General features: G+C 71.1%; 22 protein-coding genes. 7 read left to right on the forward strand and 15 right to left on the reverse strand.

Features of this window, described 5'->3' with window-relative positions; genetic code table 11:
• Window positions 1–8: 8 nt before the first annotated feature.
• The 3 genes from ABZU25_RS12080 to ABZU25_RS12090 are packed head-to-tail and all read right to left on the reverse strand — an operon-like array spanning window position 9 to window position 3487.
• A complete protein-coding gene (locus tag ABZU25_RS12080; protein ID WP_355029353.1) occupies window positions 9–1574 on the reverse strand; it encodes a histidine kinase in 1566 nt (521 codons plus the stop codon).
• 54 nt (window positions 1575–1628) lie between these two features.
• Window positions 1629–2363 carry a dethiobiotin synthase gene (bioD, locus tag ABZU25_RS12085; protein ID WP_355029354.1) on the reverse strand — a complete coding sequence of 245 codons (735 nt, stop codon included), beginning with the start codon at window positions 2361–2363 and terminating at the stop codon, window positions 1629–1631.
• The gene (locus tag ABZU25_RS12090) at window positions 2351–3487 is read right to left on the reverse strand and encodes an 8-amino-7-oxononanoate synthase (RefSeq protein WP_355029355.1); all 1137 of its coding nucleotides are present in this window, start codon (window positions 3485–3487) and stop codon (window positions 2351–2353) included. Before ABZU25_RS12090 ends, bioD begins: the two co-directional genes overlap by 13 nt.
• Window positions 3488–3643: 156 nt before the next feature.
• Here ABZU25_RS12090 and bioB point away from each other — a divergent pair, with 156 nt between their 5' ends.
• Genes bioB through ABZU25_RS12105 form a run of 3 tightly spaced genes read left to right on the forward strand, consistent with a single transcriptional unit; the run spans window position 3644 to window position 5347 of the window.
• The gene (gene bioB / locus ABZU25_RS12095; RefSeq protein ID WP_355029356.1) at window positions 3644–4639 is read left to right on the forward strand and encodes a biotin synthase BioB; all 996 of its coding nucleotides are present in this window, start codon (window positions 3644–3646) and stop codon (window positions 4637–4639) included.
• 5 nt (window positions 4640–4644) lie between these two features.
• A complete protein-coding gene (locus tag ABZU25_RS12100; RefSeq protein WP_355029357.1) occupies window positions 4645–4836 on the forward strand; it encodes a hypothetical protein in 192 nt (63 codons plus the stop codon).
• A 4-nt stretch (window positions 4837–4840) separates the two neighbouring features.
• Window positions 4841–5347 carry a GNAT family protein gene (locus ABZU25_RS12105; RefSeq protein WP_355029358.1) on the forward strand — a complete coding sequence of 169 codons (507 nt, stop codon included), beginning with the start codon at window positions 4841–4843 and terminating at the stop codon, window positions 5345–5347.
• 68 nt (window positions 5348–5415) lie between these two features.
• Here the strand turns inward: ABZU25_RS12105 and ABZU25_RS12110 are convergent, their stop codons facing one another.
• From ABZU25_RS12110 to ABZU25_RS12125, 4 genes are all read right to left on the reverse strand, one after another.
• Window positions 5416–7905 carry a non-reducing end alpha-L-arabinofuranosidase family hydrolase gene (locus ABZU25_RS12110; protein WP_355029359.1) on the reverse strand — a complete coding sequence of 830 codons (2490 nt, stop codon included), beginning with the start codon at window positions 7903–7905 and terminating at the stop codon, window positions 5416–5418.
• A 208-nt stretch (window positions 7906–8113) separates the two neighbouring features.
• Complete coding sequence (locus tag ABZU25_RS12115) at window positions 8114–11008, reverse strand: glycoside hydrolase family 9 protein (protein WP_355029360.1); 2895 nt, start codon at window positions 11006–11008, stop codon at window positions 8114–8116.
• Between the two features lie 277 nt (window positions 11009–11285).
• Entirely contained in the window at window positions 11286–12338 is a 1053-nt protein-coding gene (locus ABZU25_RS12120; RefSeq protein ID WP_355029361.1) for a GNAT family N-acetyltransferase, read from the reverse strand.
• 90 nt (window positions 12339–12428) lie between these two features.
• Entirely contained in the window at window positions 12429–13130 is a 702-nt protein-coding gene (locus ABZU25_RS12125) for an amino acid-binding protein (protein WP_355029362.1), read from the reverse strand.
• Between the two features lie 150 nt (window positions 13131–13280).
• On the opposite strand from ABZU25_RS12125, the gene ABZU25_RS12130 reads away from it, so the two are divergent.
• Together ABZU25_RS12130 and ABZU25_RS12135 are read left to right on the forward strand one after the other, a co-directional pair.
• Complete coding sequence (locus tag ABZU25_RS12130; RefSeq protein WP_355029363.1) at window positions 13281–14360, forward strand: phosphotransferase family protein; 1080 nt, start codon at window positions 13281–13283, stop codon at window positions 14358–14360.
• A complete protein-coding gene (locus ABZU25_RS12135; protein WP_355029364.1) occupies window positions 14360–15571 on the forward strand; it encodes an acyl-CoA dehydrogenase family protein in 1212 nt (403 codons plus the stop codon). The genes ABZU25_RS12130 and ABZU25_RS12135 overlap by 1 nt, the downstream gene beginning before the upstream one ends.
• 20 nt (window positions 15572–15591) lie before the next feature.
• Here ABZU25_RS12135 and ABZU25_RS12140 read toward each other — a convergent pair whose 3' ends face one another.
• The 6 genes from ABZU25_RS12140 to ABZU25_RS12165 form a co-directional block, all read right to left on the reverse strand.
• On the reverse strand, window positions 15592–16638 hold the full coding sequence (locus tag ABZU25_RS12140; protein ID WP_355029365.1) for a LacI family DNA-binding transcriptional regulator: 1047 nt from the start codon (window positions 16636–16638) through the stop codon (window positions 15592–15594).
• Window positions 16639–16720: 82 nt separating this feature from the next.
• The gene (locus tag ABZU25_RS12145) at window positions 16721–18142 is read right to left on the reverse strand and encodes a GH1 family beta-glucosidase (protein ID WP_355029366.1); all 1422 of its coding nucleotides are present in this window, start codon (window positions 18140–18142) and stop codon (window positions 16721–16723) included.
• Entirely contained in the window at window positions 18139–18981 is an 843-nt protein-coding gene (locus ABZU25_RS12150; RefSeq protein WP_355029367.1) for a carbohydrate ABC transporter permease, read from the reverse strand. Before ABZU25_RS12150 ends, ABZU25_RS12145 begins: the two co-directional genes overlap by 4 nt.
• A 10-nt stretch (window positions 18982–18991) precedes the next feature.
• Entirely contained in the window at window positions 18992–19963 is a 972-nt protein-coding gene (locus ABZU25_RS12155; RefSeq protein WP_355029368.1) for a sugar ABC transporter permease, read from the reverse strand.
• 109 nt (window positions 19964–20072) lie between these two features.
• A complete protein-coding gene (locus tag ABZU25_RS12160) occupies window positions 20073–21362 on the reverse strand; it encodes an extracellular solute-binding protein (RefSeq protein ID WP_355029369.1) in 1290 nt (429 codons plus the stop codon).
• Window positions 21363–21557: 195 nt separating this feature from the next.
• Window positions 21558–22121, reverse strand: coding sequence for a plasmid pRiA4b ORF-3 family protein (locus ABZU25_RS12165; RefSeq protein WP_355029370.1), 564 nt, complete (start codon window positions 22119–22121; stop codon window positions 21558–21560).
• A 150-nt stretch (window positions 22122–22271) separates the two neighbouring features.
• Here ABZU25_RS12165 and ABZU25_RS12170 point away from each other — a divergent pair, with 150 nt between their 5' ends.
• Window positions 22272–23018, forward strand: a complete 747-nt coding sequence (locus tag ABZU25_RS12170) for a pyrimidine reductase family protein (RefSeq protein WP_355029371.1) — start codon at window positions 22272–22274, stop codon at window positions 23016–23018.
• Window positions 23019–23022: 4 nt separating this feature from the next.
• Here ABZU25_RS12170 and ABZU25_RS12175 read toward each other — a convergent pair whose 3' ends face one another.
• Together ABZU25_RS12175 and ABZU25_RS12180 are read right to left on the reverse strand one after the other, a co-directional pair.
• Window positions 23023–23772 carry a hypothetical protein gene (locus ABZU25_RS12175; RefSeq protein ID WP_355029372.1) on the reverse strand — a complete coding sequence of 250 codons (750 nt, stop codon included), beginning with the start codon at window positions 23770–23772 and terminating at the stop codon, window positions 23023–23025.
• A complete protein-coding gene (locus ABZU25_RS12180) occupies window positions 23765–24277 on the reverse strand; it encodes a SigE family RNA polymerase sigma factor (RefSeq protein ID WP_355029373.1) in 513 nt (170 codons plus the stop codon). Before ABZU25_RS12180 ends, ABZU25_RS12175 begins: the two co-directional genes overlap by 8 nt.
• Before the next feature lie 200 nt (window positions 24278–24477).
• On the opposite strand from ABZU25_RS12180, the gene ABZU25_RS12185 reads away from it, so the two are divergent.
• On the forward strand, window positions 24478–26232 hold the full coding sequence (locus ABZU25_RS12185; RefSeq protein ID WP_355029374.1) for an ATP-binding protein: 1755 nt from the start codon (window positions 24478–24480) through the stop codon (window positions 26230–26232).
• Window positions 26233–26242 lie beyond the last annotated feature (10 nt).

The following is a 26242-nucleotide window of genomic DNA, read 5'->3' on the forward strand; positions in this document are numbered from 1 at the left end:
GGCGTCCACTACGCGATCGACTCCTTGCTGGCCAACCGGCCATCGGTGAAGCACAGCCGCCAGGTCGGCTGGGCGAGAGGGAAGTTGCCGTCGGTGTAGTACTCGCAGCCGGCCCGGTCTGCCCCCGCGGGGCGTTCCAGATGCCGCCGGGGCAGACCGTCCAGCTCCGACCTGGCCGTGCCGACGCGCATCCGGTCGAAGGTGGCCCGGTCCAGCACCGTCCCGGCGGTCGCCACCGGGTAGTAGACGAACGAGAGCATCAGGGCGAAGCCGGCCGGCGCCAGGAGCGCCACCAACAGACTGCGCCGGACTCGCCGGCGGGCGTCGTGCAGCCGCCGCTCCGCGTCCACCGGCCGCTCCACCGGACCGGGCGCACCGTCACCGGACTGTGCTGCCCGGCCCATCGGCTCGATCGCCTCCACCGGCGGCGCGCTGGCCGGCAACGCCGCCACCACCGCGAACCCGCCGCCGGCGCGGGGACCGGCGTCGAGCGTCCCACCGGCGAGGCGGACCCGCTCGGCGAGGGCGAGCAACCCGCTGCCCCGCGACGGCGGGGCGGGCAGCGGCTCAGCCGGCGGAGCACCGTTGACCACGCTCACCTCGACCCGTTCACCGTCGCGGGTGAGTCGCACGTCGACCGGGGCGCCCGGCGCGTACCGGGCGGCGTTGGTGAGCGCCTCACGGACCACCCGGTGGGCCGCGTGGCCGGTCATCGCCGGCAGCTCCGCGACCGCCGAGGGGGTGTCCATCCGTACCGCCATCCCGGCCTCCCGGGCATTGTCGACCAGGTCGGCGACGGTCTCCCCACTCGGACGCACGGACGCGCCCCCGTCCTCGCGGAGCACCCCGATGATCTCGTGCAGTCGCTCGGTGGCGACGGCGACGCTGGCCCGCAACTCCCCCGCCGCGGCCCGGTGCCGCTCGTCGAGGTCGGCGGCCACCTCCAGGGCGGCGGCGCGCAACGCGATCAGGCTGAGATCGTGACCGAGCGAATCGTGCATCTCCCCGGCGATCCGGGCCCGTTCCCGCAGCCGGATCCGCTCGGTGGCGCCGCGCTTCTCGCGGGTCAGCGCCTCGACGTGACGACGACCGGCATCTGTCAACTCCTGCTGCTGACGCCGGTACCGGCCCACCAACCAGGGGAACACCGCGGCGAAGAGCAGCACCGAGGCCAGCAGGAACCAGGTGGCCGCACCGGTGCCGAGCAGACCCAGGTTGAGCGCCGTGCCGCCGGCCGCGATCAGCACGAAGACACCGGCGGCCGGGCCGGCGGAAGCGGCGCGCCGCCCCGCGAGGTAGCTGAAAACGGGGATGGCGAAGACGAAATTGCCGTCGACAACCGATCCGGACACCGCCAGCACGAGGGCGACCAACGGTCTGCGCCGACTCACCACCACGGCCACGCCGAGCAGCAACAGCTTGCCGACCAGCATGGGCACCGCGTACCGCGGGTAGGGCGGGCTGACCCCGGCATAGCCGACCGGGGCCGCGACGACCGCCCAGAGCAGCGCGTCCAGCAGCAGGCGACGCCGCCGATCCAGCGGACCGGGCGGCGAGGAGTCGAGGATCCGCACGGCGGCCAGGCTACCCACGCCCGACCTGCGCGGACACCGACGAAAGTCAGGTGTTCAGCCGCTCTCCTCGGCCCACACCCGCCAGTCGTCGAGCACACCGTGCAGGGCCGGAGTGAGCCAGCCCGGCGCGGAACGCCGGAACACGCCCGGATCCATCGCGCCGGCGCCGTCGGGCAGCGCGCCGAGCAGATTCGGCACCAGATCGGTGAGGTTGGTCCAGTGCACCAACTCCGGCCGGCTCGGCCAGGCCCCGATCACCACGCCGGCCGGCACCGCCCGCCGGTCCAGCGCCTCCAGGGTCAGCGCTGTGTGGTTGAGCGTGCCCAACCCGGCGCGGGCGACCACCACGGCGGGCGCGCCGAGCGACACCGCCAGGTCGGCCATCGTCCACGGCTCCCCCGACGGACGCAGCCCCATCGGAACCAGCAACCCACCCGCGCCCTCGATCAGCACCAGGTCGTGTTTGTCCGCCTCCGCACGGATGGCGTCCACCGCCTCGTACAACTCCAACGGGGGCAGGTCGGCGACCCGGGCGGCGGCCAGCGGGGCGAGCGGGTCGGGGTAACTGGCCAGAGTGCGGCCGGTCAGTGGGGCGGCCAGCCGGTTCACCACGTCCACGTCGCCCGGCTCACCGCCGGCCGTACCCGTCTGGCCCGGTTTGACCACCGCCACCCGCAGCCCGGCGGCCTGCGCCGCGGCGGCGATCGCCGCGGTCGCCACCGTCTTGCCGACCTCGGTGTCGGTCCCGGTAACCAGAACCGGCCCTTCCCACCCGCTCACGGGGCACACTCCACGATGACCTCCAGGGCCCGCTCGAAATCCGGCCGGGGCACCCCGGCGCTGACCGTGAGGCGCAGGCGGGAACGGCTGTCCGGGGTCGACGGTGGCCGGAAACAGCCCACCGCGACACCCCGCTCCCGGCAGTCGGCGGCCCAGGCGGTCGCCGCCTCCGGCCCGGGGGCGGTCACCGAGATCACCGCCGCGTCCGGCGCGGAGACGGCCAGCCCGGCCGCACGCAGTCGACCGACCGCCAGCCGCACCCGGTCGGACAGCTCCGCGCGCAGGTCGTCGCCGACCCGCGCGAGCCGCAACGCCGCGTGCACGCCGGCCGCGACCGCCGGTGGCAGTGCCGTGTCGAAGATGAACGTACGCCCGGTCTCGACCAGGTGCCGGACGAACTCGGCCGGCCCGGCGACGACGCCACCCGCACCACCGAGCGCCTTGGACAGGGTGGCGGTGACCACTACGTCCGGTGCACCGGCCAGCCCGGCGGCGGCCACCGCGCCGGCACCGGCCGGACCGGTCACGCCGAGCGCGTGCGCGTCGTCGACAAGCAGCAACGCGCCGTGGCGGCGGGCCACCGCGTGCAGCCGGGCCAGCGGGGCCAGGTCACCGTCGACCGAGAAGACCGACTCGGTCACCACCACCGCCGGGCGGCCCGGAGCGGCCTCGAGCGCGGCAGCCACGGCGTCCACGTCGGCGTGCGGGGTGACCACCGTCTCCGCCCCGGAGATCCGGCAGCCGTCGATCAGGGACGCGTGGTTGTGGGCGTCGGAGACGAGCAGGGTACGAGGTTGGACGAGCGCCCGCAGCGCACCGAGGTTGGCCAGGTAGCCGGAGGAGAAGACGAGGGCGCGATCGGTGCCGAGCCACTGCGCCAGCTCGTCCTCCAGCGCCTGGTGGGCGTCGGTGGAACCACGCACCAGGCGTGACCCGGTGGCCCCCAGCCCGTACGCCGACAGCGCCGCCACGGCCGCGGCGGTGACCTCCGGGTGGGTGGCCAGGCCGAGGTAGTCGTTGCCGGCCAGGTCGGTCACCCCGTCGCCAGCGGGTCGCGGGTGCAGTCGCCGGGTCAGGCCGGCCTTCGCCCGCAACTGCGCGCGGCGGTCGAGCGCCGCCAGCCAGTCCGCCACCGTCACCCCTTTGCCGCCGTCCGCGCCGGTCAGCCCGACACCCGCCGGGCGAAATTACCACCCGCCACCGTCAGCCCGACGGATCCACTCGACGCGGGCGGTCGCCGGGCGGCCAGGCCATTCCGGCTGATCGGGGGGCCTTGTAGGGTACGAGCCATGCCAGAGATCCTCGACCAGGCCCGGACCCAGGTGCTGGGTGACGGTGTCGGCCTCGACCAGGCCGGCATTCTCGCGGTGCTGAACCTGCCCGACGAGCACCTGCCCGCCGCCCTGCAACTCGCCCACGACGTGCGGATGCGCTGGTGCGGCCCCGAGGTCGAGGTCGAGGGCATCGTCTCGCTGAAGACCGGCGGCTGCCCGGAGGACTGCCACTTCTGCTCCCAGTCCGGCCTGTTCACCTCCCCGGTGCGGTCGGTCTTTCTGGACATCCCGTCGCTTGTCGAGGCGGCGAAGCAGACCGCCAAGACGGGGGCGACCGAGTTCTGCATCGTGGCCGCGGTGCGCGGCCCGGACGCCCGGCTGATGAAGCAGATGCGCGAGGGCGTCGCCGCCATCCGGGCGGCTGTCGACATCCAGGTCGCCGCGTCGCTGGGCATGCTCACCCAGGAGCAGGTCGACGACCTTGTCGACATGGGCGTGCACCGCTACAACCACAACCTGGAGACCTGCCGGTCGTACTTCCCGAACGTGGTCACCACGCACTCCTGGGAGGAGCGCTGGGAGACGCTGCGGATGGTGCGCGACTCCGGCATGGAGGTCTGCTGTGGTGGCATCCTCGGCCTCGGCGAGACCGTCGAGCAGCGGGCCGAGTTCGCCGCGCAGCTGGCCGAGTTGAATCCGCACGAGGTGCCGCTCAACTTCCTCAACCCCCGGCCGGGCACACCACTCGGCGACCGTCCGGTGGTGGAGGGCAAGGACGCGCTGCGGGCCATCGCCGCGTTCCGGCTGGCCATGCCACACACCATCCTCCGGTACGCGGGTGGTCGGGAGATCACCCTCGGTGACCTGGGCACCCGCGACGGCCTGCTCGGCGGCATCAACGCGGTGATCGTCGGCAACTACCTGACCACGCTGGGTCGGCCGGCGACCGCCGACCTGGATCTGCTTGACGAATTGAAGATGCCGGTCAAGGCGCTCTCTGCCACGCTGTGACGACAATGACGACGACCGAGGTGTGGTGTGACAGGTGCGGTGAGTCGGCGACGACCGCCGCCCACCCGGGCTGCGCCTCGGCCCGCCAGTTGGAGCCGCCCCGGTTCTGCCACCGGTGCCGCCGCCGGATGAAGGTGCAGGTGCTGCCGGTCGGCTGGTCGGCGGTCTGCGTCGAGCACGGCGAGATCCGGGGCTGAGCCGGTGCTGCGCGGGCGGGCGGTGACCCTGCGACCGGCGACGGTCGCGGACGTGCCGGCCCTCGCGGCGATCCGGGCCGCCCCGGAGGTACGCCGGTGGTGGCGCGGCGGCGACGACCTGGCCGATTCCGTCCGCGCCGACCTCGGCGACGACGACCTGCACGTGTACGCGATCGAGCACGACGACCGGGTGGTCGGTGCGATCCAGTGGCACGCCGAACCGGACCCGGACTACCGGCACGCCAGCATGGACGTCTTCCTCGACCCGGCGGTGCGCGGCGAGGGCCTGGGCGGGGACGCCATCCGCACCCTGGCCCGGCACCTGATCGACGAGTACGGCCACCACCGGTTCACCATCGACCCGGCCGCGGCGAACAGCGCGGCCATCCGGGCGTACGCGAAGGTGGGCTTCCGGCCGGTGGGCATCATGCGCCGGTACGAGCGGGGCGAGGACGGCCGCTGGCACGATGCCTTGCTGATGGACCTGCTCGCCGAGGACCTGGCCGGCTGAATCGGACGGGCGTGCCCGGCACCGCACGGTGCCGGGCACGCCCTGGTTCTCCGCGAACGGAGTGACGCCTAGCGCTGGAGGGTCAGTACACCCGGCCGCCACGGCAGCAGGTTGTAGTCGCCGCCCGCACTGGGGTTCTTGCCCTGGTACAGGAACTGGAGGTTGCAGGCGTCGACGGTCTTGGTCTGGTCGGGGTTGGTGCGGACCAGGTCACCGTGGCTGATGTCGTTGGTCCACGTCGCGCCGCTGTTGGCCTTGCCGGCGAAGGGGTTGCTCTCGCTGGCGGCCTGCGGGGTCCACGAGCCGTTCAGGCTGGTGGACGTGAACGACCGGAAGTAGCGTCCCTGGCTCCCGATCGCCTCGACGATCATGAGGTACTGGTTCTGGCCCTGCACCTTGTAGACCTCGACGCCCTCGAACAGGTTGTTCGTCGTGTCGGTCATGATCGTCGTGTAGTTCGAGCCGAAGCTGCCCGGGAAGTTCCCCAGCGCCATGCTCGACCGGTAGATCTTGCCGTTGTCCCCGGCGAAGAACAGGTACATGTTCTGGTCGTCGCCGATGAGGGTCTGGTCGATCACCCCGTACGGGGCGTCCGAGAGGGTGGCGGTGGACAGCGTCTGCGCCGAGGACCAGCCGTTGGCGTTCGTCGGGTCGCTCGACGTCTTGTAGCTGAACGAGGTCGGTCCCCACTGGTACGCCAGCACCCAGATGTTCTTCGGGGCGAAGTACAGCAGCGTGGGCGCCACTGTGCCCTGGCTCATTCCGGTCTGGCTGGCCGAGGCCATGTCGGACCAGTTGGTGAACGTGCTGAAGTTCATCGAGCCGTACTGGCCACTGCTGTTGACGTTGGACGCGTAGACCAGGTGCTTGCCGTTGTAGACCACGTTTGTGAAGTCCTTGAGCGAGACCCAGCCGTTCTGCGGGTTCGTCAGCGCGCCGGTCGACGACCACCGGTAGGTCGACGGGAGCGCGCAGCCGCCCGGCGGAGGCGTGGTCGGCGGCGGCGGCGTGGTCGGCGGCGTGGTGGTCGGCGGCGTGGTGCCGCCACCGAAGTCGGTCCGCCACTGCTGGTTGGTCTGCCCGTGGCAGTCGTACAGCTGGATCTGCTGGCCGTTGCCGGTGCCCCAGACGTCCAGGCACCGTCCGGACTGCGCGCCGCTGATGGTGCCGTTGGAGTTGATGTTCCACTGCTGGTTTGCCCCGCTGTTGCAGTCCCAGATGACGATTCCGGTGCCGTTGGCGGTGGCCGCGCCGTTCGCGTCGAGGCACTTGCTGCCGTAGACCCTCAACTGCTTGTTCGCGGTGTACGTCCACTGCTGGTTCGACTGACTGTGGCAGTCGTAGAGCTGGACGCGGGTGCCGTTGGTCTGCGTGGCGTTGGGCACGTCGATGCACCGTCCCGACTGCACGCCGACGATCCGGCCGGCGCCGCCGCTCGGCGGCGGGCTCGTGGTCGGGCTCACCGTCGGGCTCACCGTCGGGCTCACCGTTGGGGTCGCGGTCGGGCTCGAGGTCGGGGGGGCCGCGTTGAGCGCGTTGAGGACGGAGTTGTAGGCGGCCTTCTTGTTGCCGCCGCCGTCGAAGAGCAGCGGGCTCTCGTTCGAGCGCCAGGAGTCGCTGTCGCGTACGCCCCAGACGGTGATGCCGATGCAGCGCGGCACGTTCAGGCACGCCTGGGTCAGCCCGGCGTACTGGGTGGTGGAGGAGTTGGTGACGTCGACCTCGGTCAGCGCCACGTCCACGCCGAGCGCGGCGAAGCTGGACAGCGTGGTCTGGAAGTTGCTCGGCAGCGAGCTGCCGCCGGTGAAGTGGGTCTGCAACCCGACGCAGTCGATCGGCACGCCACGGGACTTGAAGTCCTGGATCATGCGGTAGACGCCCTGCGTCTTGCCGTACGACCAGTTCTCGATGTTGTAGTCGTTGTAGCAGAGCTTGACCGACGGGTCGGCCGCCCGCGCGGTGCGGAACGCCACCTCGATCCAGTCGTTACCGGTGCCCTGGAGGTTGGACGAGCGGCGGCTGCCGTCCTCGTTGAACGCCTCGTTGACCACGTCCCACGCGGCGAGCTTGCCCCGGTAGTGGCCCATCACGCCGTTGATGTGGTCGATCATCGCCTGACGCAGGCTGCTGCCGTTCAGGCTCTGCATCCACCCCGGCTGTTGCGCGTGCCAGGCCAGGGTGTGCCCACGGACCTTCAGGCCACGCTGGGTCGCCCAGTTGTAGATCTGGTCACCGGAGTTGAAGTTGAACTGGCCCCGCTGGGGCTCCGTCGCGTCCGGCTTCATCTCGTTCTCGGCCGTGATCATGTTGAACTCACGCGCCGCGATCGTGCTGTACGTGGAATCGCCCAGCCGGCCCGCCGCGATGGCGGTGCCGAAGTACCGGCCCGACTGCGCGGCGGCCGCGCCGAGCGTGGTCGCGGCGGCGTTCGCCGAGGGCATCATCACCGCGACGGCGGCCACAGTCACGACACTGAACGCGCCGGCGAGCAGCGCTCGGACGGCGGTTGATCGCCGTCGCCGAGTCCCGCCGCGATGAACGGATGGGCTCATTGCCATCTCGGCCTCCTTATTGGCCAACACCCGGGCCGCCGGGGCGGGACGACCGGACGTCTTGGTTGGGATATCTAACTCAGTCGATGCTAACCACGCGCCGGTCCGGGCAGCGGATTTTACGGAATAGTTTCGGAAATGTTTTGGCCTTACGCGGCGTGACGTGGCCGGTCGCCCGGGCGCGGTACCGGCCACGTCACGCCGCGTCGATGGGTCAGGAGACGGTGCAGGCGGCGCCGTTCACTGTGAAGGCGGTCGGCCTGGTGGTGCTGCCGGTGTGGGTGCCGTTGAAGCCGAAGCTCGTCGACGCACCCGGCGCCAGTGTCCCGTTGTAGGACAGGTTCGACGCGGTCACCGCGGCGCCGGTCTGGGTCACGTTCGCCGACCAGGCCTGCCCGATCTTCTGCCCGCTGCTCGGGAACGTGAACGTGAGCGTCCAGCCGTTGATCGCCGTGGTGCCGGTGTTGGCGATCGTGATGTTCGCGGTGAACCCGGTGTCCCAGTTGTTCGACGTCCAGGTCACCGCGCAGCGGCCGCCGGCAGGCGGGGCCGTGGTGGTGACAGTGACGCCGGGCGACGCGGCTGAAACGTTTCCGGCCGCGTCCACCGCCACCACGTAGAACTGGTACGACGTCGACGCGGTCAGCCCGGACAGGGCCACAGTGGTACTGGTGGGCGAGCCGACCAGCACGTCGGTCGTGCCGGCCTCGCGGTAGACCCGGTACCCGGTGACACCGACGTTGTCGGTCGACGGGGTCCAAGCCAGGGTGAGCCCGGTGGCGGTAACCGCCGAGGCGACCGGGGTGCCGGGGGTGCTCGGCACGGTCGTGTCGGTGGAGCCGGTCGGCGGTGTGGTCACGGTGAGCACCGGTGCGGCGGTCGACCTGTTGCCCGCGCCGTCGAGGGCCACGACGGTGAACTCGTACGACGTCGCCGGCAGCAGCGTGGAGATGGTCAGCGTCGTGCCGGTGACCGGCCGGACTACTACCGTGTCGCTGCCGACCTGCACCTCGCGGACCTCGTAACCGGCCAGGCCACTGCCGCCGCTGTCGGTGGACGCCGCCCAGGTCAGGGTGACCGAGCGGGACGCGAGACCGGACGCGGCAGGCTTACCCGGCGCGGTCGGGGCGGTGGTGTCCGGGGTGGCCGGTCCGGGCTCCTCGCCCCAGACCCGTACCCCGCCGGAGTAGAGCGGCACCTTGCGGTTGGGCCCGGCGGTGGCCTGGTACGACGGGTCGTTTGTCGGGTCCCAGGTGCCGCCCTCCGGCACACCGATCTTGAACTGGACCTCCATCCGGTGCGCCGACTGGCCGGCCGGGGCGATGGTGTGCCCGGTGCAGTCCACCTCGACGTACCAGATGTCGCCGCTGAACTGCTTGGCGGTGGTCGGGGACGGGCAGCCCTGGGTGTAGCCGGCGGTGACCTGCACCGGGCCGGTGCCGTCGGGCCGGAAGTAGTACCGGAACTTTCCGTCGGTCAGCGCGCGGGCCGGGAACGCCGACTTGTTGTAGATCATCGTCTTCAGCCCGGTGGCCCGGGGCTCGGCCTGCGTCACAGTGGTCTCCACTGTCAGCTGGTCGATGTCCGGCGTCTCGGCGACCGGGAAGTTGGCCAGCGGCGTGCCGCCGTACTCGGAGGTCAGTCGGACCAGCGCGGACGTGAAGCCGGCGTTGTAGTCGGTGGCCACCTCGTTCATCACGTAGTCCGACCGGCTGTCGCTGTACGCGTCGTTGGCCGCGGACGGGCCGCCGACCAGCGCGCCGTAGAGGGTGTGCCGGGTCTCCACGGGCACGGTCTGGCTGTCCCACCAGGAGCCGTGCGCGGTGCGGTGGTGCGGGTTCTTCGGTGCGTTGGCGCCGAACCCGATGACGTAGCTGGAGTTGCGCGGGTTGTCGCCGAGCGCGTAGTTGATCTGCCGGACGGCGAAGTCGTGGTAGCGCGCCTTGCGGGTCGTGTCGGTGGTCTTGTCGCTGTAGACCAGCGCGGCGAAGGAGGTGTTCGCGGCGTAGCGCAGCGCACCCCAGGAGTCGAGCACTGCCATCCCGCCCGGCGAGTACGGCACCCGTTGCCCGTCCACCCCGACGGTCCAGTAGTCCAGCCAGCGGTTGGCGTCGTCGACGTACTTCTGCTTGCCGGTCAGGTTGGCCAGCAGCACGTACGCCCCGAACTGCTTGTTGTCCCAGGCGATTGTCCACTTGTAGGAGCGGGTGGTGGACTGGTTCTCGGTGCCGAGCTTGTCGTACTCGCTCTCGGCCTTGGTCAGGTAACTCGCCTCGCCGGTGGCCCGGTGCAGCCAGATGGCGGCCCAGACCAGCTCGTCCTGCCAGCCGCTCCACGAGCGGTAGAAGCTTGTCGCGTCGGTGATGCACTCGTGGTAGGACTTCCGCACCGTGTCGGCGAAGGTGTAGAGCTGCCGGGCGTGGGTGAGCAGCCGGTCGGCGTAGGTCGCGTCGGTGGGCCGGAACACCATCGAGGAGGCGGCCATCGCGGCGGCCGTCTCGCCGGCCAGGTCCGCGCCGCCACAGCTCGCGTCGATCTTGTACGCGGGTCGCGCCATCGGCATCACCTCGGCCGGGCCCCACCACTTGTGGTCGTCGTCGCCCTTGCCGATCTGTCCGTAGAGGACGTTGGCCGACGGGTGCGCCTTGATGAAGTAGTCGTTGACGAAGCGCAGGTTGTTGAGCAGGTGCGGCAGTTGCCCCGACGCGGTGTAGCCGCTGCGGTACTCCACCGCACCCCAGGCCAGCATCGTGGCGCTGAACGCCATCGGGAAGCCGAACTTGACGTGGTCACCGGCGTCGTACCAGCCGCCGGTGAGGTCCAGCCCGACGTCGGCGCCGTCGGTGAGCGCGCTGTCGCCACGCCAGGAGACCCGGTTCCAGTCGGGCTTCCGGCCGGACTGCTGCGCCTCGTAGAAGAGCAGCGACTTCTGCAACGCCTCGGCGTAGTTGTAGGTTGCCGGGGCGGCGGACGCGGGTGCCGACGCCGGCCCGGCGACCACCAGGGACAGGCCGGTGAGCAGGGCGATGCCGCCGGCCAGCAGCCGGCGGGGCCAGGGTTGGTCGACGACCGGTGAGCGGCCGGGAACCGACCGGGTGGCATGGCGCATGGCGGGCTCCTGTCGGAGGCGCCGCCGATGGTCGCACCAACGCGGGACGGCGTTCGGGCGGCACGGCCACCGGCGGCCTCGGGGGTGGCGGTATGACCATGGCAGGCGATGGAAGCGCTCCCATGGATAACCGACAATGTAATGTGGCCGCCGCCGATTGGGAAGCCTCCCACCCGGAGGGCGTCACATAATCGATTCCCGCCAATCAACCTGGCGGACCCGGACACCTCGCAGCCGCATCCCCGCCGAACCCTGACGTGGGCGACCGGCCTTCCGATCAGCGCGGACGGGCCAGGGCCGCGACGGCGAGCGGGACGGTGAGGGTGAGCAGCGCACCGTCGCGCTCCACCGAGCTGGGCCGGTCCAGCCGCCGCAGCGTCCGCAGCATCGGTGTGTTCTCCGCCTGGACGTGCAGCACCAACGCCGCGTACCCGGCGGCGTCGGCGTGCCGGACCAACCGGCGCAGCAACGCCGAGCCGAGCCCCCGCCGCTGCCAGTCGTCGCGCACCAGCAGCGCCACCTCGGCCTCGTCGCCCTCGCCGAGCAGGTTCGCCATGGCGACCACGGACTCCGCCGCACCGTCGGCACCGGTGGTCGTCGCGACAAGCGTCAACCCTCGCCCCGGCTCCAGCAGCCGGCGCAGTCGGGCTGGCTGCGGCAGCAGCGCCCCGCTCAGGTAACGCCGGTGCCGGCTACCCGGTGAGCATGTCTCGTGCAGCTCGACGACGCCGGACAGGTCGTCGGCGCAGCCCGGCCGGACGCCCACCTCGGCCCCGTCGGGCAGCACCAGTGTGACCTGTTCCGCGGCCCGGCGTGCCACTGTGGCGGCCAGCTCGACCAGGGCCTGCGCCCGGGCGTACTCCGCCGGGGTGAAGGCGGGCGCGGCCCGGCGCAGCGCGAACGAGCCGCCCGCCGGGTCGGCCAGCGACATTGTGGCGTCGGTGATCCCCCGGTCGACGCCTGTCGACGCGGGTCGCCAGGTGACCGAGTCGGCGCCGAGCAGGGTCCGCAACGCCTCGCCCGTCGCGTCCGGGTCGCGCACCAGCCGGTTGGCCAGCCCGAGCACCCGGGTGGGCTGGTCGGCCAGGCCGCGCGCCTCGCTGCGCGCCACCCAGCAGTCCCGGCCCCGACCGCGCTCGACGGCGGCGATCAGGCCCGCCTCGTCGAGTGTGTCCGGGGCGTCGACCAGGAAGTCGTCCACCGCGCCCTGCTCGGTGGGTTGCACCTGCACGCTGAGGATGTTGACCCCGCGCAGCGCGAGGCTCGCCGTGAGCACCGACAGGTAGCCCGGTCGGTCGTCCACCGTGGCTCGAATCCGCCACAACGTCATGGTTGGCTCCCTTCCCCACCGCAGAGCCTCGCCCCCGGCTGTTGCCGCCCGATTGCCCGGCGGTGTCGTGCCCGGGAACTCGTCGGCCGGTCAGGGGCCGGCGACCACCGGCGGCGCGCCGACCAGGTCCAGCCGATCACCGAGGATCACCGCACTGGCCCGGACCAGCTGGGTGAGCCGGTCGACCTCGGTGCTGTGGAAGTTGGCGGCGCAGAGGGTGTCGCTGTATTCCCGGGCCACCACCAGCACCAGGCCCGCCCGGCCGAACGGCGCGATCGCGTGGTGGGTGCCGTCGGGCGTGGTCATCGACCGACCGCGCAGCGGGGTCACCTCCGGCAACCGCACGGGTACGGGTGCACGCCAGCTCGCGTGCCCCACCGTCGCACCGCCACCCCCGGTCCGTGAGGCCCAGTCGAGAGGCACCATGGCGGCGACGGCCCAGTCGGCTGCCAGCAGCCCGGGCACCGCGTCGACCAGGGTGGCCAGCCCGTCGGCCGGGTTGGCGGCGACCTGGGCCAACAACTCCGCGTCCTGGCCGGTGGTGGTGGGCGCGCCGATCGCCCGCCACACGCCGTCCACCCGCACGCCCGGAATCGCCGCGAGGCCAGCCAGCAGCCGCTCCACCCGGGCGGCGCCCGGCCAGACGACAGTGAAGTCGTCCACCGCGCGCCCACCGAGTCGTTCGAGGACCACCACCTGGACGATGTCCGCGCCGGAGACGCCCAACGTGCGGGCGACCTGGCCGAGGGTGCCCGGACGGTCCGGCAGGGTGACCCGAACTCGCAGCAACATGTCTGTCCCTCCGCTCGGCGGGCCGGCGACAATCGGCCGGCAGGCTGCGACACAGCCTGCCGGATGACCATTTCGTCCCTGTTGCAGAGGCATGTCCCGAGGGGAAATTCTGACCTTGACAACGTGAGCGGGCTGCCATCAACTAGTCGGATGAGTGATCCGGCCGTCGATGCGCTGCGACCGGGCACCGTTCCCGCCTCTCCGACCGGGCTCTCCCTGGACCGGCTCGCCGGCTACCTGGCCGAGCACCGACCCGAGCTGGCGGTCGGGCCGCTGCGGGCCGACCTGATCGCGGGCGGCAAGTCCAACCTCACCTACCTGCTGCGCGCCGGCGACCGGGAGGTCGTGCTGCGCCGCCCTCCGCTCGGGCACGTGCTGGCAACCGCGCACGACATGGCCCGCGAGTTCCGGGTCATCTCGGCGCTGGCGTCGACCGCGGTGCCGGTCCCGGGCGCGCTGCTGCTCTGCACCGACCCCGAGGTGATCGGCGCGCCCTTCTACCTCATGGAGCGGATGCCCGGCGAGGTGTTCCGCACCCGCGCGCAGACCGACCCGCTCGGCGACGAGGGACGCCGGGCCCTCGCCATGGCGATGATGGACACGCTCGCCGCGCTGCACAGCGTCGAGCCGGCCACTGTCGGGCTTGGCGACTTCGGCCGCCCGGAGGGCTACCTGGCCCGGCAGGTCCGCCGCTGGGGTGGGCAACTCGACCGCTCGCGCAGCCGGGAGCTGCCCGGCATCGACGAGCTGCGTGACCTGCTCGCGGCGACCGCCCCGGAGGGCGCGAACGCCGGCCGGATCGTGCACGGCGACTACCGGTTGGACAACCTCCTCGCCTCGGCCGACCCGGTGGCCGTGCACGCCGTCCTCGACTGGGAGATGGCCACCCTCGGTGACCCGCTCGCCGATCTGGGGCTGCTCCTGACGTACTGGGAGGTGTTGGGCGGCAGCGACACCGCCGCGGGCAACCCGGTCGCCGACGGGCTCGGCCCGCGCGCCGGCTTCCCCACCGGCGGCGAGCTGATCGACAGATACGCCGGGCGCAGCGACGTGGACGTCGGGCCGCTGCACTGGCACGTGGCGCTGGGGTGTTTCAAGCTCGCTGTCATCTGCGAGGGCATCCACTACCGGCACACGCTCGGGCAGACGCTCGGCGAGGGCTTCGACCGGATCGGCGAGATGGTGGCACCGCTGGTCGCGCACGGGCTGACCGCCGCCAGGGAGCGGTGATGGACTTCTCATTCGACACCCGGACCGAGGAGCTGCGCGGCGAGCTGACCCGGTTCCTGACCGAGCACGTCTACCCGGCCGAGGCCGTGCACGCCGAGCAGGTGGCCGCCGGTGACCCGTGGTCGCGTACCCCGGTGCTGGCCGAGCTGAAGGCGGAGGCCCGCAAGCGCGGCCTGTGGAACCTGTTCCTCCCCGACCCGCGCTACGGCGCCGGCCTGACCAACCTCCAGTACGCGCCGCTTGCCGAGTTGACCGGGCGCAGCCCGCATCTGGCGCCCGAGGCGGTCAACTGCGCGGCGCCGGACACCGGCAACATGGAGTTGCTTGCCGAGTTCGGCTCGGACGCCCAGCGGCACCGCTGGCTGATGCCGCTGCTGGAGGGCGAGATCCGCTCCGCGTTCTGCATGACCGAACCGGACGTGGCGTCCTCCGACGCCACAAACATCGCCACCCGGATCACCCGGGACGGCGACGAGTACGTGATCAACGGACGCAAGTGGTGGTCGTCCGGCGCGATGGACCCGCGCTGCGAAATCTTCATCGTGATGGGCAAGACCGACCCCGACGCCGACCGGCACCGCCAGCAGAGCATGGTGCTGGTCCCCCGGGACACTCCCGGGGTGCACGTCCGCCGGGGCATGACCGTCTTCGGCTACACCGACGGCTCACACGGCGGGCACGCCGAGATCGACTTCACCGACGTCCGGGTGCCGGCGGAGAATCTGATCGGCGCCGAGGGCACCGGCTTCGCCATCGCCCAGGCCCGGCTGGGTCCGGGCCGGATCCACCACTGCATGCGATTGGTCGGGATGGCTGAGCGGGCATTGGAGCTGCTCTGCAAGCGGGCGCTCGGGCGGGTCGCGTTCGGCCGGCCGCTGGCCGAGCAGGGCGTGGTCCGGGAGTGGATCGCCGAGTCGCGGGTGCGTATCGAGCAGGCCCGGTTGCTGGTGCTGAAGACGGCCTGGCTGATGGACACCGTCGGCAACAAGGGCGCACACACCGAGATCCAGGCCATCAAGATCGGCACCCCGGCGATGGCGGAGTGGGTGATCGACAAGGCCATCCAGGGGTACGGCGGCGCCGGCGTCAGCCAGGACACTCCCCTGGCCGCCCTCTGGGCGCAGACCCGCACCCTACGCCTGGCCGACGGCCCCGACGAGGTCCACCGTAACTCCCTGGCCAAGCGCGAACTCCGCCGCTGGGCCCCGTAACCCCTGCGCCCGGCGGCGGGTCAGGCGGAGGCGCGGTGGACCAACTGGGTGTCCAGGAGGAGGTGCGTGGCAGGGAGGTCCTCGCCGCGGATCCGGGCCACCAGCAGGCGGGCCATCTGCCGGCCCATCTCCTCCACCGGTTGGAAGACGGTGGTCAGCGGCGGGTCCGCCCGGAGGGCGATCGTCGCGTCGTCGAAGCCGATCACCGCGACGTCCTCCGGCACCCGCCGGCCGGCCTCACGCAGCGTACGTAGCGCGCCGAACGCCATCAGGTCGGACGCGACGAAGACCGCGTCCAGGTCCGGGCAGACGTCCAACAGTCGGCGCATGGCGATCGCGCCGCTGCCCTCGCTGAAGTCGCCGTACGCGATCAGGTCGGGGTTGACGCCGGCCCCGGTGGCCTTCACCGCCTCGGTGTAGCCGGCCAGGCGGGCCAGGCCCACGCCCATGTCCTGCGTACCGGCGATGGTGGCGATGCGACGTCGCCCCTGCCTCGCCAGGTACTCGACCGCCTGCCGGGCTCCGCCAACGTTGTCCACGTCGACGAACCAGGCCGGCTGGGCGCCCGGTTGCAGCATCCGGGCGGGCCGACCGCCGAGCACCGCGGGCAGGCCGCGCTCCTCCAGCAGCGTCGGCAGCGGGTCGGAGTCGTGCAACGACAGCAGCAGTACGCCGTCGACGTGCTGGTTGGTCAGGTGGTGCTCGACCCGCTCCCGCTCCACCGGCGACTGCGCCATGGCCAGCCAGAGCTGCATCGGCGTCTCCAGCAGGCCGGAGCTGATCCCCCGGACGATCGCGGCGAAGAACGGCTCGGTGAAGACCCGTTCGCCGGACTCGGACACCACAAGCGCCACGGAGTCGGTCCGCTGGGTGACGAGCGCGCGGGCGGCTCGGTTCGGCACGTACCCCAGCTCGGCGATGGCCTGTTGGACCGCGGCCCGGGCCTCCGGACTGACCTGCGGCGAGCCGTTGACCACCCGGGAGACCGTGCCCCGACCGACGCCGGCGCGCGCCGCGACCGCATCGAGGGTCGGGCGCCCGAGCGACCGGGTGCGCTGCGTTGTCATCGTCTGCTCCTCCGACGGCGGGCGGACCCGGCGCCACCTGCGAGAGGTGGACGCCAGGACCGTCCTGGTGGCTGGCCCGAGCCTATTGTGCGGCCAGACCGTTGCGCCGGATCACCGAGGCATACCACTTGGCGCTGGACTTGGGGGTGCGGACCTGGCTGTCGTAGTCGACGTGGATCATGCCGAACCGCTTGGTGTAACCCCAGGCCCATTCGAAATTATCCATCAACGACCAGGCAAAGTATCCCCGCAGGGGCACTCCGGCGTCGATCGCCTCGTGCGCGGCGCGCAGGTGGGCGTCGAAGTAGGCCAGCCGGTCGACGTCGTCGACCTCTCCGTCGACCAGAGAGTCGACGAACGCGGAACCGTTCTCGGTGACGTAGAGCGGCAGGTCGGTGTAGTCGTGCACCCGACGCAGCGTCTCGGTCAGGCCCGGGGCGTCGATCTCCCAGCCCATGTCGGTCACCGGGACGCCCCGGGTGACGAACCGGACGTCCTCGCTGCCCGGCCAGCACGAGGGCGCCGGATCGATCGCGGCGCCCTCGGTCGCCGCGGCGACCACGTGCCGGCTGTAGTAGTTGACCCCGACCAGGTCCAGCGGCGTGGAGATGGTCGCCAGGTCGCCGTCCCGCACGTGGCCGAAGTCGGTCACCGTGGCGAGGTCGGCCACCAGATCCTCCGGGTACGACCCCCGCAGCAGCGGGTCGAGGAAGAACCGGTTGGCCAGCCCGTCGATCCGCCGGGCGGCGTCCACGTCCGCCGGAGCGTCGCTGGCCGGGTCGACCGGGTAGAGGTTGACAGTCACGCCCACCTCGGCGGCCGGCCGGGCGGCCCGCAACGCCTGCACGGCCAGGCCGTGACCGAGCATCAGGTGGTGGCCGGCGCGAACCGCGTCCGCACCGTCGGTGCGGCCGGGGGCGTGCACACCGGAGCCGTAGCCGAGGAACGCCGAGCACCACGGCTCGTTCAGCGTGGTCCAGTAACGCACCCGGTCACCGAGCGCGTCGGCCAGCAGCGTCGTGTAGTCGGCGAAGCGGGCCGCGGTGTCCCGGGCCGGCCAGCCGCCGGCGTCCTCCAGTGGCTGTGGCAGGTCCCAGTGGTAGAGGGTCAGCCACGGCTCGATGCCGTTGGCCAGCAGCTCGTCGACCAGACGCCGGTAGAAGTCCAGACCCTGCGGGTTGGCCGCACCGGTGCCGCCGGGCTGCACCCGGGACCAGGAGACCGAGAAACGGTACGACTTCAGGCCCAGCTCGGCCATCAGCGCGACGTCGCCACCGAGGCGGTGGTAGTGGTCGCAGGCGACGTCGCCGGTGTGCCCGGCGACGACCCGACCGTCGGTGTGGCTGAAGGTGTCCCAGATCGACGGGGTACGGCCGTCGTCGGCCGCCGCCCCCTCGATCTGGTACGCCGCGGTCGCGGCTCCCCACAGGAATCCGGGTGGGAAGGTCAGCCCGGGGCGCTCGTCGAGGACACCAACGGCGGGTGGGCTGGCGGGGTTGCTCACGACTTGACGGCACCTTCCATGATCCCGCCAATGATCTGGCGGCCGAACACGAGGAAAACGATCACCAGGGGGATGGTGCCGATCGCCGTTGCGGCGAACACCTGGGAGTAGTCGGTGTAGTAGGCGTACGAGAGGAAGGAGAGCGAGACCTGCAGGGTCGGGTTCTCCGGGGTGAGGATGGCGTACGGCCAGAGGAACGAGTTCCAGGTTTCCATGAAGGTCAGCAGACCGAGGACGCCGGCGGCGGGACGCAGCGCGGGCAGCACGATGCTCCAGTAGATCCGGAACGTGCTCGCCCCGTCGACCCGACCGGCCTCGATCAGCTCGTCGGAGATCGCCTGGCTGGCGTACTGCCGCATCATGAACACGCCGAAGGCGCTGACCAGGAACGGCACGGTGACCGCGTAGAGGGTGTCGTACCAGCCCAGGTCCTGCATCATGCCCCAGAGCGGGATGAGCCCCATCTGGGTCGGGATCATCATGGTGACGATGATCGCCAGCAGGAGGGCGTTGCTGCCCTTGAACCGCAGTTTGGCGAAGGCGAACCCGGCCAGCGAACCGGTGAGCACCACCGAGAGGGTGACCACCGAGGAGACGATGATCGAGTTCATCATGCCGGTGAGGAAGTTGGCGGCGTCGTTGTCGAGCACCCGCCCGAAGTTGTCGCCGAACGCGCCCGCCGGGGTCACCGGCGGGGGCACATCGTTGATCGAGTCCAGGCTGCGGCTGGCAATAACGATCATGTAGTAGAAGGGATAGATCGACAGCAGCGCCGCCAGGACGAGCGCCACGTACGTCAGCGGGCTGGTGCGCCACAGGCGCTGGGAACCCGAGATCATCGAGCTCTCCTCACTTCGCCGAGCGGCGGACGAGTAGGAAGTTGAACAGCGACACCACGACGATGATCATGAAGATCGCCCAGGCGACCGCGGCACCGTAGCCGGCGGTGTTGAGGTTCACGATGCCCATCTCGTACATGTACATGGCCAGCGTCTGGAACTCCCGCTGGTTGCCGCCGATGATGTTGCCGTTGCCGAAGAGCAGGGGCTCGGTGAAGAGCTGCATGCCGCCGATCGTGGACAGGATGACCACGAAGATGAAGGTGGGCTTGAGCATGGGCAGGGTGATCTGCCAGAACTGCCGCCACGGGCCGGCGCCGTCGATCTCCGCGGCCTCGTAGAGATCCTTCGGGATAGCCTGCATACCGGCGAGCAGGATCAGGGTGTTGTATCCCGTCCACCGCCAGTTGACCATCGAGGAGATGGCGAACCAGGAACTCCACCGGTGCCCGTCCCAGTCGACCCCGTCGACACCGACGAAGCTGAGCAGCCAGTTGAACAGACCGAACTCCCGCTGGAACAGCATCCCGAAGACGATCGCGACCGCGGCCACCGACACCACGTTCGGCATGAAGATGGCCATCCGGAAGAAGGTCTTGGCGCGCAGGAAGGTCCGGTTGAGCAGGTTCGCCAGGAAGAGGGCGAGCAACAGCTGCGGGATGGTCGACAGGGCGAAGATGCCGAACGTGTTGACCAGCGCATTCCAGAAGTACTCATCGGAGAACAGCCGGGTGTAGTTGTCGAAGCCGATGAACGAGTGCTCGCCGATCATGTCCCAGTCGTGCAGCGACATCCAGGCGGTACGCACCATCGGGTACAGCCCGAACACGCCGAAGATCAGGAAGAACGGGGCGATGTAGAGATACGGCGAGTACTTGACATCGAGGCGGTTGAGTAACCTTGCCCGGCTACGTCGGGAAGCGACGTCGGGAGAAGGCGGTGCTGCTGGCGACGGCGGTGCCGTCGTGGCCGACAGGCTCATGCGAATTTCCTTTTCCGGCGAGGCCCGGGGGCCCTCGCGCAGGGCGCTACGCGGAGGGGACCGGCCGGTGGCGTCCGGGAAGCCCCGAACGCCACCGGCAGGGAATCACTCAGAAGGCACCCTGAGTCTTTGCGTCCTTCGTGAACTGCTCCCAGGCCTTCGCCTTGTTGGCCTGCCCGTTCTCGAACGCCCGCATGGCCGGCTCGAGTGCGTTCTCCTTCACCGCCTGGTGCTTCGGACCCAGGTGGATCGGCTGGATCTTGGCGACGCTCTCCCCGAAGATCTTGCCGGTCGGCGCGTTGCTGAAGTACTCGTTGGTGTAGCTGAGGAACGCGTCGTTCTTCAGCGCCTCCAGGTTGGTGGGCAGCGGGCCCTTGAGCTTGAATGCCTCCACCTGGCTCTTGGCGTTGGTCAGGTACTCGGCGAGCTTCGCCGCCTCCGTCGGGTACTTGCTCTGCGCCGGAACGGCGAGCCACGAGCCGCCCCAGTTACCGCCGCCGCCCGGCACGGACGCGATGTCCCACTTGCCCTTGTTGGCCGCACCGGAGTTGTCCGCGACGATGCCGAGCATCCAGGACGGGCAGAAGGTGGCCGCGAAGGTGCCCTGCTTGAAGCCACCCGACCACTCCGGCGACCAGGTCTGCGCCTTGGCGGAGATGTCCGCCATCCCGGTGGCGGTCTCCCAGGCGTTCTTCACCGCGGGGCTGGTGTCCGCGATGATGTTGTCTTCCTTGTCGTAGAACAGGTCACCGTTGCCCTGGAAGAGCACGCCGTTGGAGACGGCGGTGATCGAGTCGACGAACGCCTTGCCGCCGCTGCCCTGCTTGTACTTCAGACCGGCGTCGTGGAAGCCCTTCCAGTCCGGCCAGAGCGCCGACACCTGGTCGCGCTCGGTGGGCAGGCCGGCCGCCTGGAACAGGTCCTTGCGGTAGCAGACGGCGAGGCTGCCGACGTCGGTGGGCAGGCCGATCAGCCGGCCGTCCGGCGCCTTGCCCAGCTCCCACTTCCAGGGCAGGTATTCCTTCGAGTGGTCGGCGATCAGCGGCGTGAGGTCGTTCCAGTTGCGCGCGTTGGGCTTGAACTCGTTGAGGATGCCCTCTTCCAGGGCGGTGACGTCCGCCGCGCCCTTGCCGGTGGCCAGGTAGCGGACCAGCTTCGGCCGGTACTCACCGAGCTGTGCGGTCTTGCGCAGCTCGACCTTGATGCCGGTGTCCTTCTCGTACTGCTTGACGAGCTCGTCGTAGCCCATCTCGCCGAAGGTGTCGACGACCAGCTTGGCCGGCTTCTCGCCGGCCGCCGGCTTGTCGTCGTCGTTGCCACAGGCTGCGAGACCGCTGACCGCGGTGATCGCGGCCAGGGCAGCGGCCGCCAGGCGGGTACGCCGCGTGGTGACACTCATTCGCTGACCCCTCTTTCCGGTGGTGAGGCTGATGTGTGGTGGGGGGGTGCTCATCGCGCCAGCCAGGGTGTACGAGTGACCCATGCCACCTCCGGGAGCGCTCCCATGAGATTGCCGACAGGTAACGGGGGTGTCAATAGGACGTTGGGAGCGTTCCCAGATCGTTACCGCCCAGCTAGCCCGGAATCCGCACCCTCAGGAGAAGCGGCGGAGCAGGGTGGTTGCGCGGTCGGGGTCGAAGCGGGATGGTTCGAAGGTGGACCCCGCCCAGTCGCGCAGCGTCGCCTGCCGAGGATCGACCGGGCCGGCCGGGTCGTCCTCGTCGGCCAACGCGACAAGGAGCGCCTGGTAGCCCGGCGGCCCGCCGACACCCTCCGGCGGGCAGGCCCGTTCGCCGTCCAGGCAGACCGGGTACCGCTCGTCGGGGTCCGCGGTCAACGCGTCCTCCACGACCAGGTCGTGCTCCCACCAGTCGCCGAAGTCGTAGGTGTAGGAGAACCGGCTGCCCTTGCCGAGCACCGCGTCCAGCCGCACGTCCAGCTCGTCGTGCAGCGCCAACTCCCCGTCCGGGTCGGGCTCGCCGTACTGCACGGCGTCGATCTCGAACGAGTGCAGGTGACAGTCCCGCCAACCCATCGCGTGCTGCACCACCCGGTGCAGCCGGTCCAGCGTGTAGCCGGCCGGGACGAGCACCCGCCGCCACACCGGCGGACGGACTTCGGCGAGGGACATCTTCAGCTGGAAGATCTGACGCGGCATGCTGTCCTGTCCTCCCGCGGCTTAGGCTGCGAGCATGATCTGCCGAGCGTGCCGGGCCCGGCGACACGACGACTGCCCGGGCCGGAACTGGTGCGACTGCCAGCACCGTACCGCCGAACCGACCCCTCCGGTCACCGGTCCGGCCGGCGAATGACCGTCGGAATTCCGATCCGGCGGCTCTGGCCCGAGCCGTCGACGCAGCCACTCGACGACACCGCGCTGACCGCCCTCTACGGTCGCGCCGACGAACCCCGACTGCGGGTCAACCTCGTCACCAGCCTGGACGGCGCGGTCACCGTGGACGGCTACTCCGCCGGGCTCTCCAGCCAGCCGGACAAGCGGGTGTTCGGCGTGCTCCGGATGGTCTGTGACGCGCTCGTGGTGGCCGCCGGCACGCTGCGCCACGAGGGTTACCGGGCGGTCCGCCTCGACGAGCGCCGCCGCGCCTGGCGTCGCGACAACGGGTTGGTCGAGTACCCCACGCTGGTGGTCGTCTCCGCCGCCCTCGACCTGGATCCGGCGCAGGCCGCCTTCGCCGACGCGCCGACCCGACCGATCGTGCTCACCCACGCCGACGCCGAGCCGCCACCCGGCCTGACCGACGTCGCCGACCTGCTGCGCTGCGGCACCTACCGGGTCGACCTGGCCGCCGGTCTCGCCGAACTGCACAGACGCGGGCTGACCCAACTGCTCTGCGAGGGCGGCCCGCACCTGTTCGGCGCGCTCACCGCCGCCGACCTGGTGGACGAGCTGTGCCTCACCGTCTCGCCGCTGCTCGCCGGGGCCGGCCCCGGCCGGATCACCGCCGGGGACGCCGCGCCGTCCCGGCACCTGCCACTGCGACACGTGCTCGCCGCCGAGGACGGCGTCCTCATGCTCCGCCACGCCCGCCCGTGAGATCTCAGTCGATGAGCACCGCCCCGGGAGCCCACGGGATCCGATAACGCCGGCCGTCCGCCAGGGTGGCCCACACCTGCACGTCGTCGTACGGTTCGTCGGCGATCACCTCGACCACCGCACCGTGCGGCGCCGCGCCGACCGGTTGGCGCACCCCGTTGGCGACCACCTCGACCGTGCGGCCCTCGGGTGCCTGCGCCAGGACGAAGAGCCGGCCGCCCGCGCGGTGGGCGATCGCCAACCCCAGCCCGCCGCCGGTGGACCGGACGTCAAGGCAGACCTGGTCATCATCGGGGCAGGCCAGGTCGTACGAGAGGTAGTCCAGTGCCCGGCGCGGATCGCCGCCGTCGGGCGCGATCCACACCTCGGCCGCCTGACCCCCCGCCGTCTGCTCCTCGGCCCGCGCGGTACGGCGCAGCACCACAAGCGTCTCCGTGCCGGTCCTACCCAGCGCGACCACTCGCTCAGGCGTGGCGGGCATACCGTCGGAGCCGACGATCCCGGCCGGGACCTCGGGCTCGACGCTCGGACCCACGACGCTGATCCCCGCGCCGCCGATCGGGCCGGCCGGCCCGATCGGCGTCAGCAGCGGAGTCGCCAGCGCCACCGCGACGACCAGCGCACCGCCGCAGAGCAGGAGACGTCGCCGGCGTCGGGACCGGCTGCCGGCAACGACCCGGGTGGTGAAGCCCGCCGGCAACTCGACGGTGGCGACGGCGCGATCGAGCAGCTCGGCGACTTCCTGATCACGCATGGTTCTCCTTCGCGACATCGATCGGAATCGCCCCGGCGCCGTCCAGAGCAGCCCGGAGTCGACGCAGTCCACGGGATGCCTGGCTCTTCACCGACCCGGCGGAGCAGCCCAACTCGGCAGCCGTCTCCGCCTCGGTGCAACCCAGCCAGTACCGCAGCACCACGACCGCCCGCATCCGGGGCGGGAGTTGACGCAGCGCATCCAGCAGCAGTTCGCGGTCGTCCACCCGACCCAGCTCGTCCGGTTGCGTGAGGTGGTCCGGCAACTCGGCAACCCGACGACGGCTCCACGGCGAGCGCCAGCGACTGATCAGGCGATTGGTCATGGCGCGGCGCAGGTACGCCTCCGGCTGCCGTTCCCGCACCACCCGCCAGCGCGGGTACGCCTGCATAAGCACCTCCTGCAACAGATCCTCGGCGTCCGCTCGTTGACCGGTGATCAGGACGGCGAACCGCAGGAGCCGGGGGCCACTTGTCGAGACGAAGGCGCCGAAGTCGTCATTCATGCGGGCTCCATGTCTGGGTAACGCGCGCGCCGGCCGTGAGGTTGAGTGCGCGACGCGCTGTCTTCGGCCGGGCACCCAGCGTCAGGAGCATGATGAGGCATGGTGTCGTCCGACGCGTCGCGTGGCGACCTGTCGTACTCCTCGGGCAGGATGCACAGCATGCGCGCCGACCGTGATGCCCGACCGACCCGAGTCGCCCGATGACCGACGCCGACCTCGACAGCCCTGGCGAGGCGGTCGGGCGGGTGCTGGGCACCGCCGACGCCACCCCGTTGCAGTTCTGGACGGCCGTGGCACCCGGCAGTTATCTCCAGCTCGACGACGTGGTGGTCACCCGGCGCGAGCTGCCCAACCGGGAGCCGGTGACGATCGCCGGCGTGGTCACCCAGGTCCGCGCCCGGCACGAGGGCGCCCAGTTCGACTCCGACGTGTTCGCCATCGCCGACGGCACGCTGCCCGCGCAGGTGCAGGAGGCGGCCGAGGTCACCACGACGCGGGTCGATCCGGAGCTGTACGTGCCGCCGACCCCGGGCGCTGTGGTGCACCGGGCCGAGGGCGACGCCCGGGCGCGTGCGCTGCACTTCGACCGGATGGAGCGACGCATCCCGATGGGCATGGGCCGCGACGGGGTGCCGGTCTACCTCAACGCCGACTTTCTCGACGGCAGCCGGGGCGCGCACGTCTCCATCTCCGGCATCTCCGGGGTGGCCACCAAGACCAGCTTCGCGACCTTCCTGCTCTACTCGGTCTTCCGCTCCGGCGTGCTGGGCGGCGACGCGGTAAACGCCAAGGCGCTGATCTTCAACGTCAAGGGCGAGGACCTGCTCTTCCTCGACCACCCCAACACCCGCCTCGACGAGCCGACCCGCGCGGCGTACGCGAAGCTCGGGCTGAGCGCCGGCGCCTTCCCCGACGTGCGGGTGTACGCCCCGCCCCGGCCCGGTGACGCGGCCGGCACGCCGGACGTGAGCAGCCGGCTCACCGGGGTGGACTCGTTCTACTGGACGCTCAGCGAGTTCTGCACGGACCGCCTGCTGCCCTACGTCTTCGCCGACGCCGACGACGAACGCCAGCAGTACACGATGGTGGTCCACTCGGTGGCCGCGCACCTGGCGCGTTACGCCCAGCCGGCCGACGGTGGGGTGAGCATCGACGGGGTGCGGCTCGGCTCCTACGGCGACCTGGTCGACCACATCGTCGACCAGCTCAACGACGACGAGACCCGCTCCGACTGGGCGGGCAGCGCTGTCGGTCTGGGCACCGTCAACGCGTTCGCCCGACGGTTGATCGGCAGCAAGAAGGACCTCGCCCGGCTGATCCGTGGCGACCTGGCCACCCGCCGCCCGCACTCGATCAACACCAGCGAGTCGGCGCAGGTGACAGTGGTCGACCTGCACAACCTGCCGGACCGCGCGCAGCGGTTCGTGGTGGGTGTGACGCTGAAGAGTGAGTTCGAGCGCAAGGAGAAGTCGGGCACCGCCAAGCCACTGCTCTTCGTCGTCCTCGACGAGCTCAACAAGTACGCCCCCCGGGAGGGCTCCTCGCCGATCAAGGAGGTCCTGCTCGACATCGCCGAGCGGGGCCGCTCACTCGGGGTGATCCTGATCGGCGCGCAGCAGACGGCGAGTGAGGTGGAGCGGCGCATCGTCACCAACTCGGCGATCCGGGTGGTCGGCCGGCTCGACCCGGCCGAGGCCTCCCGCCCGGAGTACGGTTTCCTCCCGCCGGCGCAGCGGCAGCGGGCGCTGCTGGCCAAGCCGGGCACGATGTTCGTCAACCAGCCGGACATTCCGGTGCCGCTCTGTCTGGAGTTCCCGTTCCCGGCCTGGGCCACCCGGGTCTCCGAGGCGGGCCGGGCACCATCGGAGACGTTGCGCTCGATCACCCAGTCCGCCGATCCGTTCGCCGTCGTGGGCTCCGGCGGCGGCAGCAGCGACGACGACATCCCGTTCTAGGTAGGGGCCG

This window comes from Micromonospora sp. NPDC005215 (genome assembly GCF_040607915.1).
In the GTDB taxonomy this organism is placed as follows: domain Bacteria; phylum Actinomycetota; class Actinomycetes; order Mycobacteriales; family Micromonosporaceae; genus Micromonospora.

Excerpts from the sequence above, each read along its gene's own strand:
- bioB (WP_355029356.1), top strand. The coding sequence starts at position 3,644 with ATGCCAGAGATCCTCGACCAGGCCCGGACCCAGGTGCTGGGTGACGGT.
- ABZU25_RS12100 (WP_355029357.1), top strand. The coding sequence starts at position 4,645 with ATGACGACGACCGAGGTGTGGTGTGACAGGTGCGGTGAGTCGGCGACG.
- ABZU25_RS12110 (WP_355029359.1), bottom strand. The coding sequence starts at position 7,905 with ATGGCAATGAGCCCATCCGTTCATCGCGGCGGGACTCGGCGACGGCGA.
- ABZU25_RS12115 (WP_355029360.1), bottom strand. The coding sequence starts at position 11,008 with ATGCGCCATGCCACCCGGTCGGTTCCCGGCCGCTCACCGGTCGTCGAC.
- ABZU25_RS12120 (WP_355029361.1), bottom strand. The coding sequence starts at position 12,338 with ATGACGTTGTGGCGGATTCGAGCCACGGTGGACGACCGACCGGGCTAC.
- ABZU25_RS12125 (WP_355029362.1), bottom strand. The coding sequence starts at position 13,130 with ATGTTGCTGCGAGTTCGGGTCACCCTGCCGGACCGTCCGGGCACCCTC.
- ABZU25_RS12130 (WP_355029363.1), top strand. The coding sequence starts at position 13,281 with ATGAGTGATCCGGCCGTCGATGCGCTGCGACCGGGCACCGTTCCCGCC.
- ABZU25_RS12135 (WP_355029364.1), top strand. The coding sequence starts at position 14,360 with ATGGACTTCTCATTCGACACCCGGACCGAGGAGCTGCGCGGCGAGCTG.
- ABZU25_RS12140 (WP_355029365.1), bottom strand. The coding sequence starts at position 16,638 with ATGACAACGCAGCGCACCCGGTCGCTCGGGCGCCCGACCCTCGATGCG.
- ABZU25_RS12150 (WP_355029367.1), bottom strand. The coding sequence starts at position 18,981 with ATGATCTCGGGTTCCCAGCGCCTGTGGCGCACCAGCCCGCTGACGTAC.
- ABZU25_RS12155 (WP_355029368.1), bottom strand. The coding sequence starts at position 19,963 with ATGAGCCTGTCGGCCACGACGGCACCGCCGTCGCCAGCAGCACCGCCT.
- ABZU25_RS12160 (WP_355029369.1), bottom strand. The coding sequence starts at position 21,362 with ATGAGTGTCACCACGCGGCGTACCCGCCTGGCGGCCGCTGCCCTGGCC.
- ABZU25_RS12165 (WP_355029370.1), bottom strand. The coding sequence starts at position 22,121 with ATGCCGCGTCAGATCTTCCAGCTGAAGATGTCCCTCGCCGAAGTCCGT.
- ABZU25_RS12170 (WP_355029371.1), top strand. The coding sequence starts at position 22,272 with ATGACCGTCGGAATTCCGATCCGGCGGCTCTGGCCCGAGCCGTCGACG.
- ABZU25_RS12175 (WP_355029372.1), bottom strand. The coding sequence starts at position 23,772 with ATGCGTGATCAGGAAGTCGCCGAGCTGCTCGATCGCGCCGTCGCCACC.
- ABZU25_RS12180 (WP_355029373.1), bottom strand. The coding sequence starts at position 24,277 with ATGAATGACGACTTCGGCGCCTTCGTCTCGACAAGTGGCCCCCGGCTC.
- ABZU25_RS12185 (WP_355029374.1), top strand. The coding sequence starts at position 24,478 with ATGACCGACGCCGACCTCGACAGCCCTGGCGAGGCGGTCGGGCGGGTG.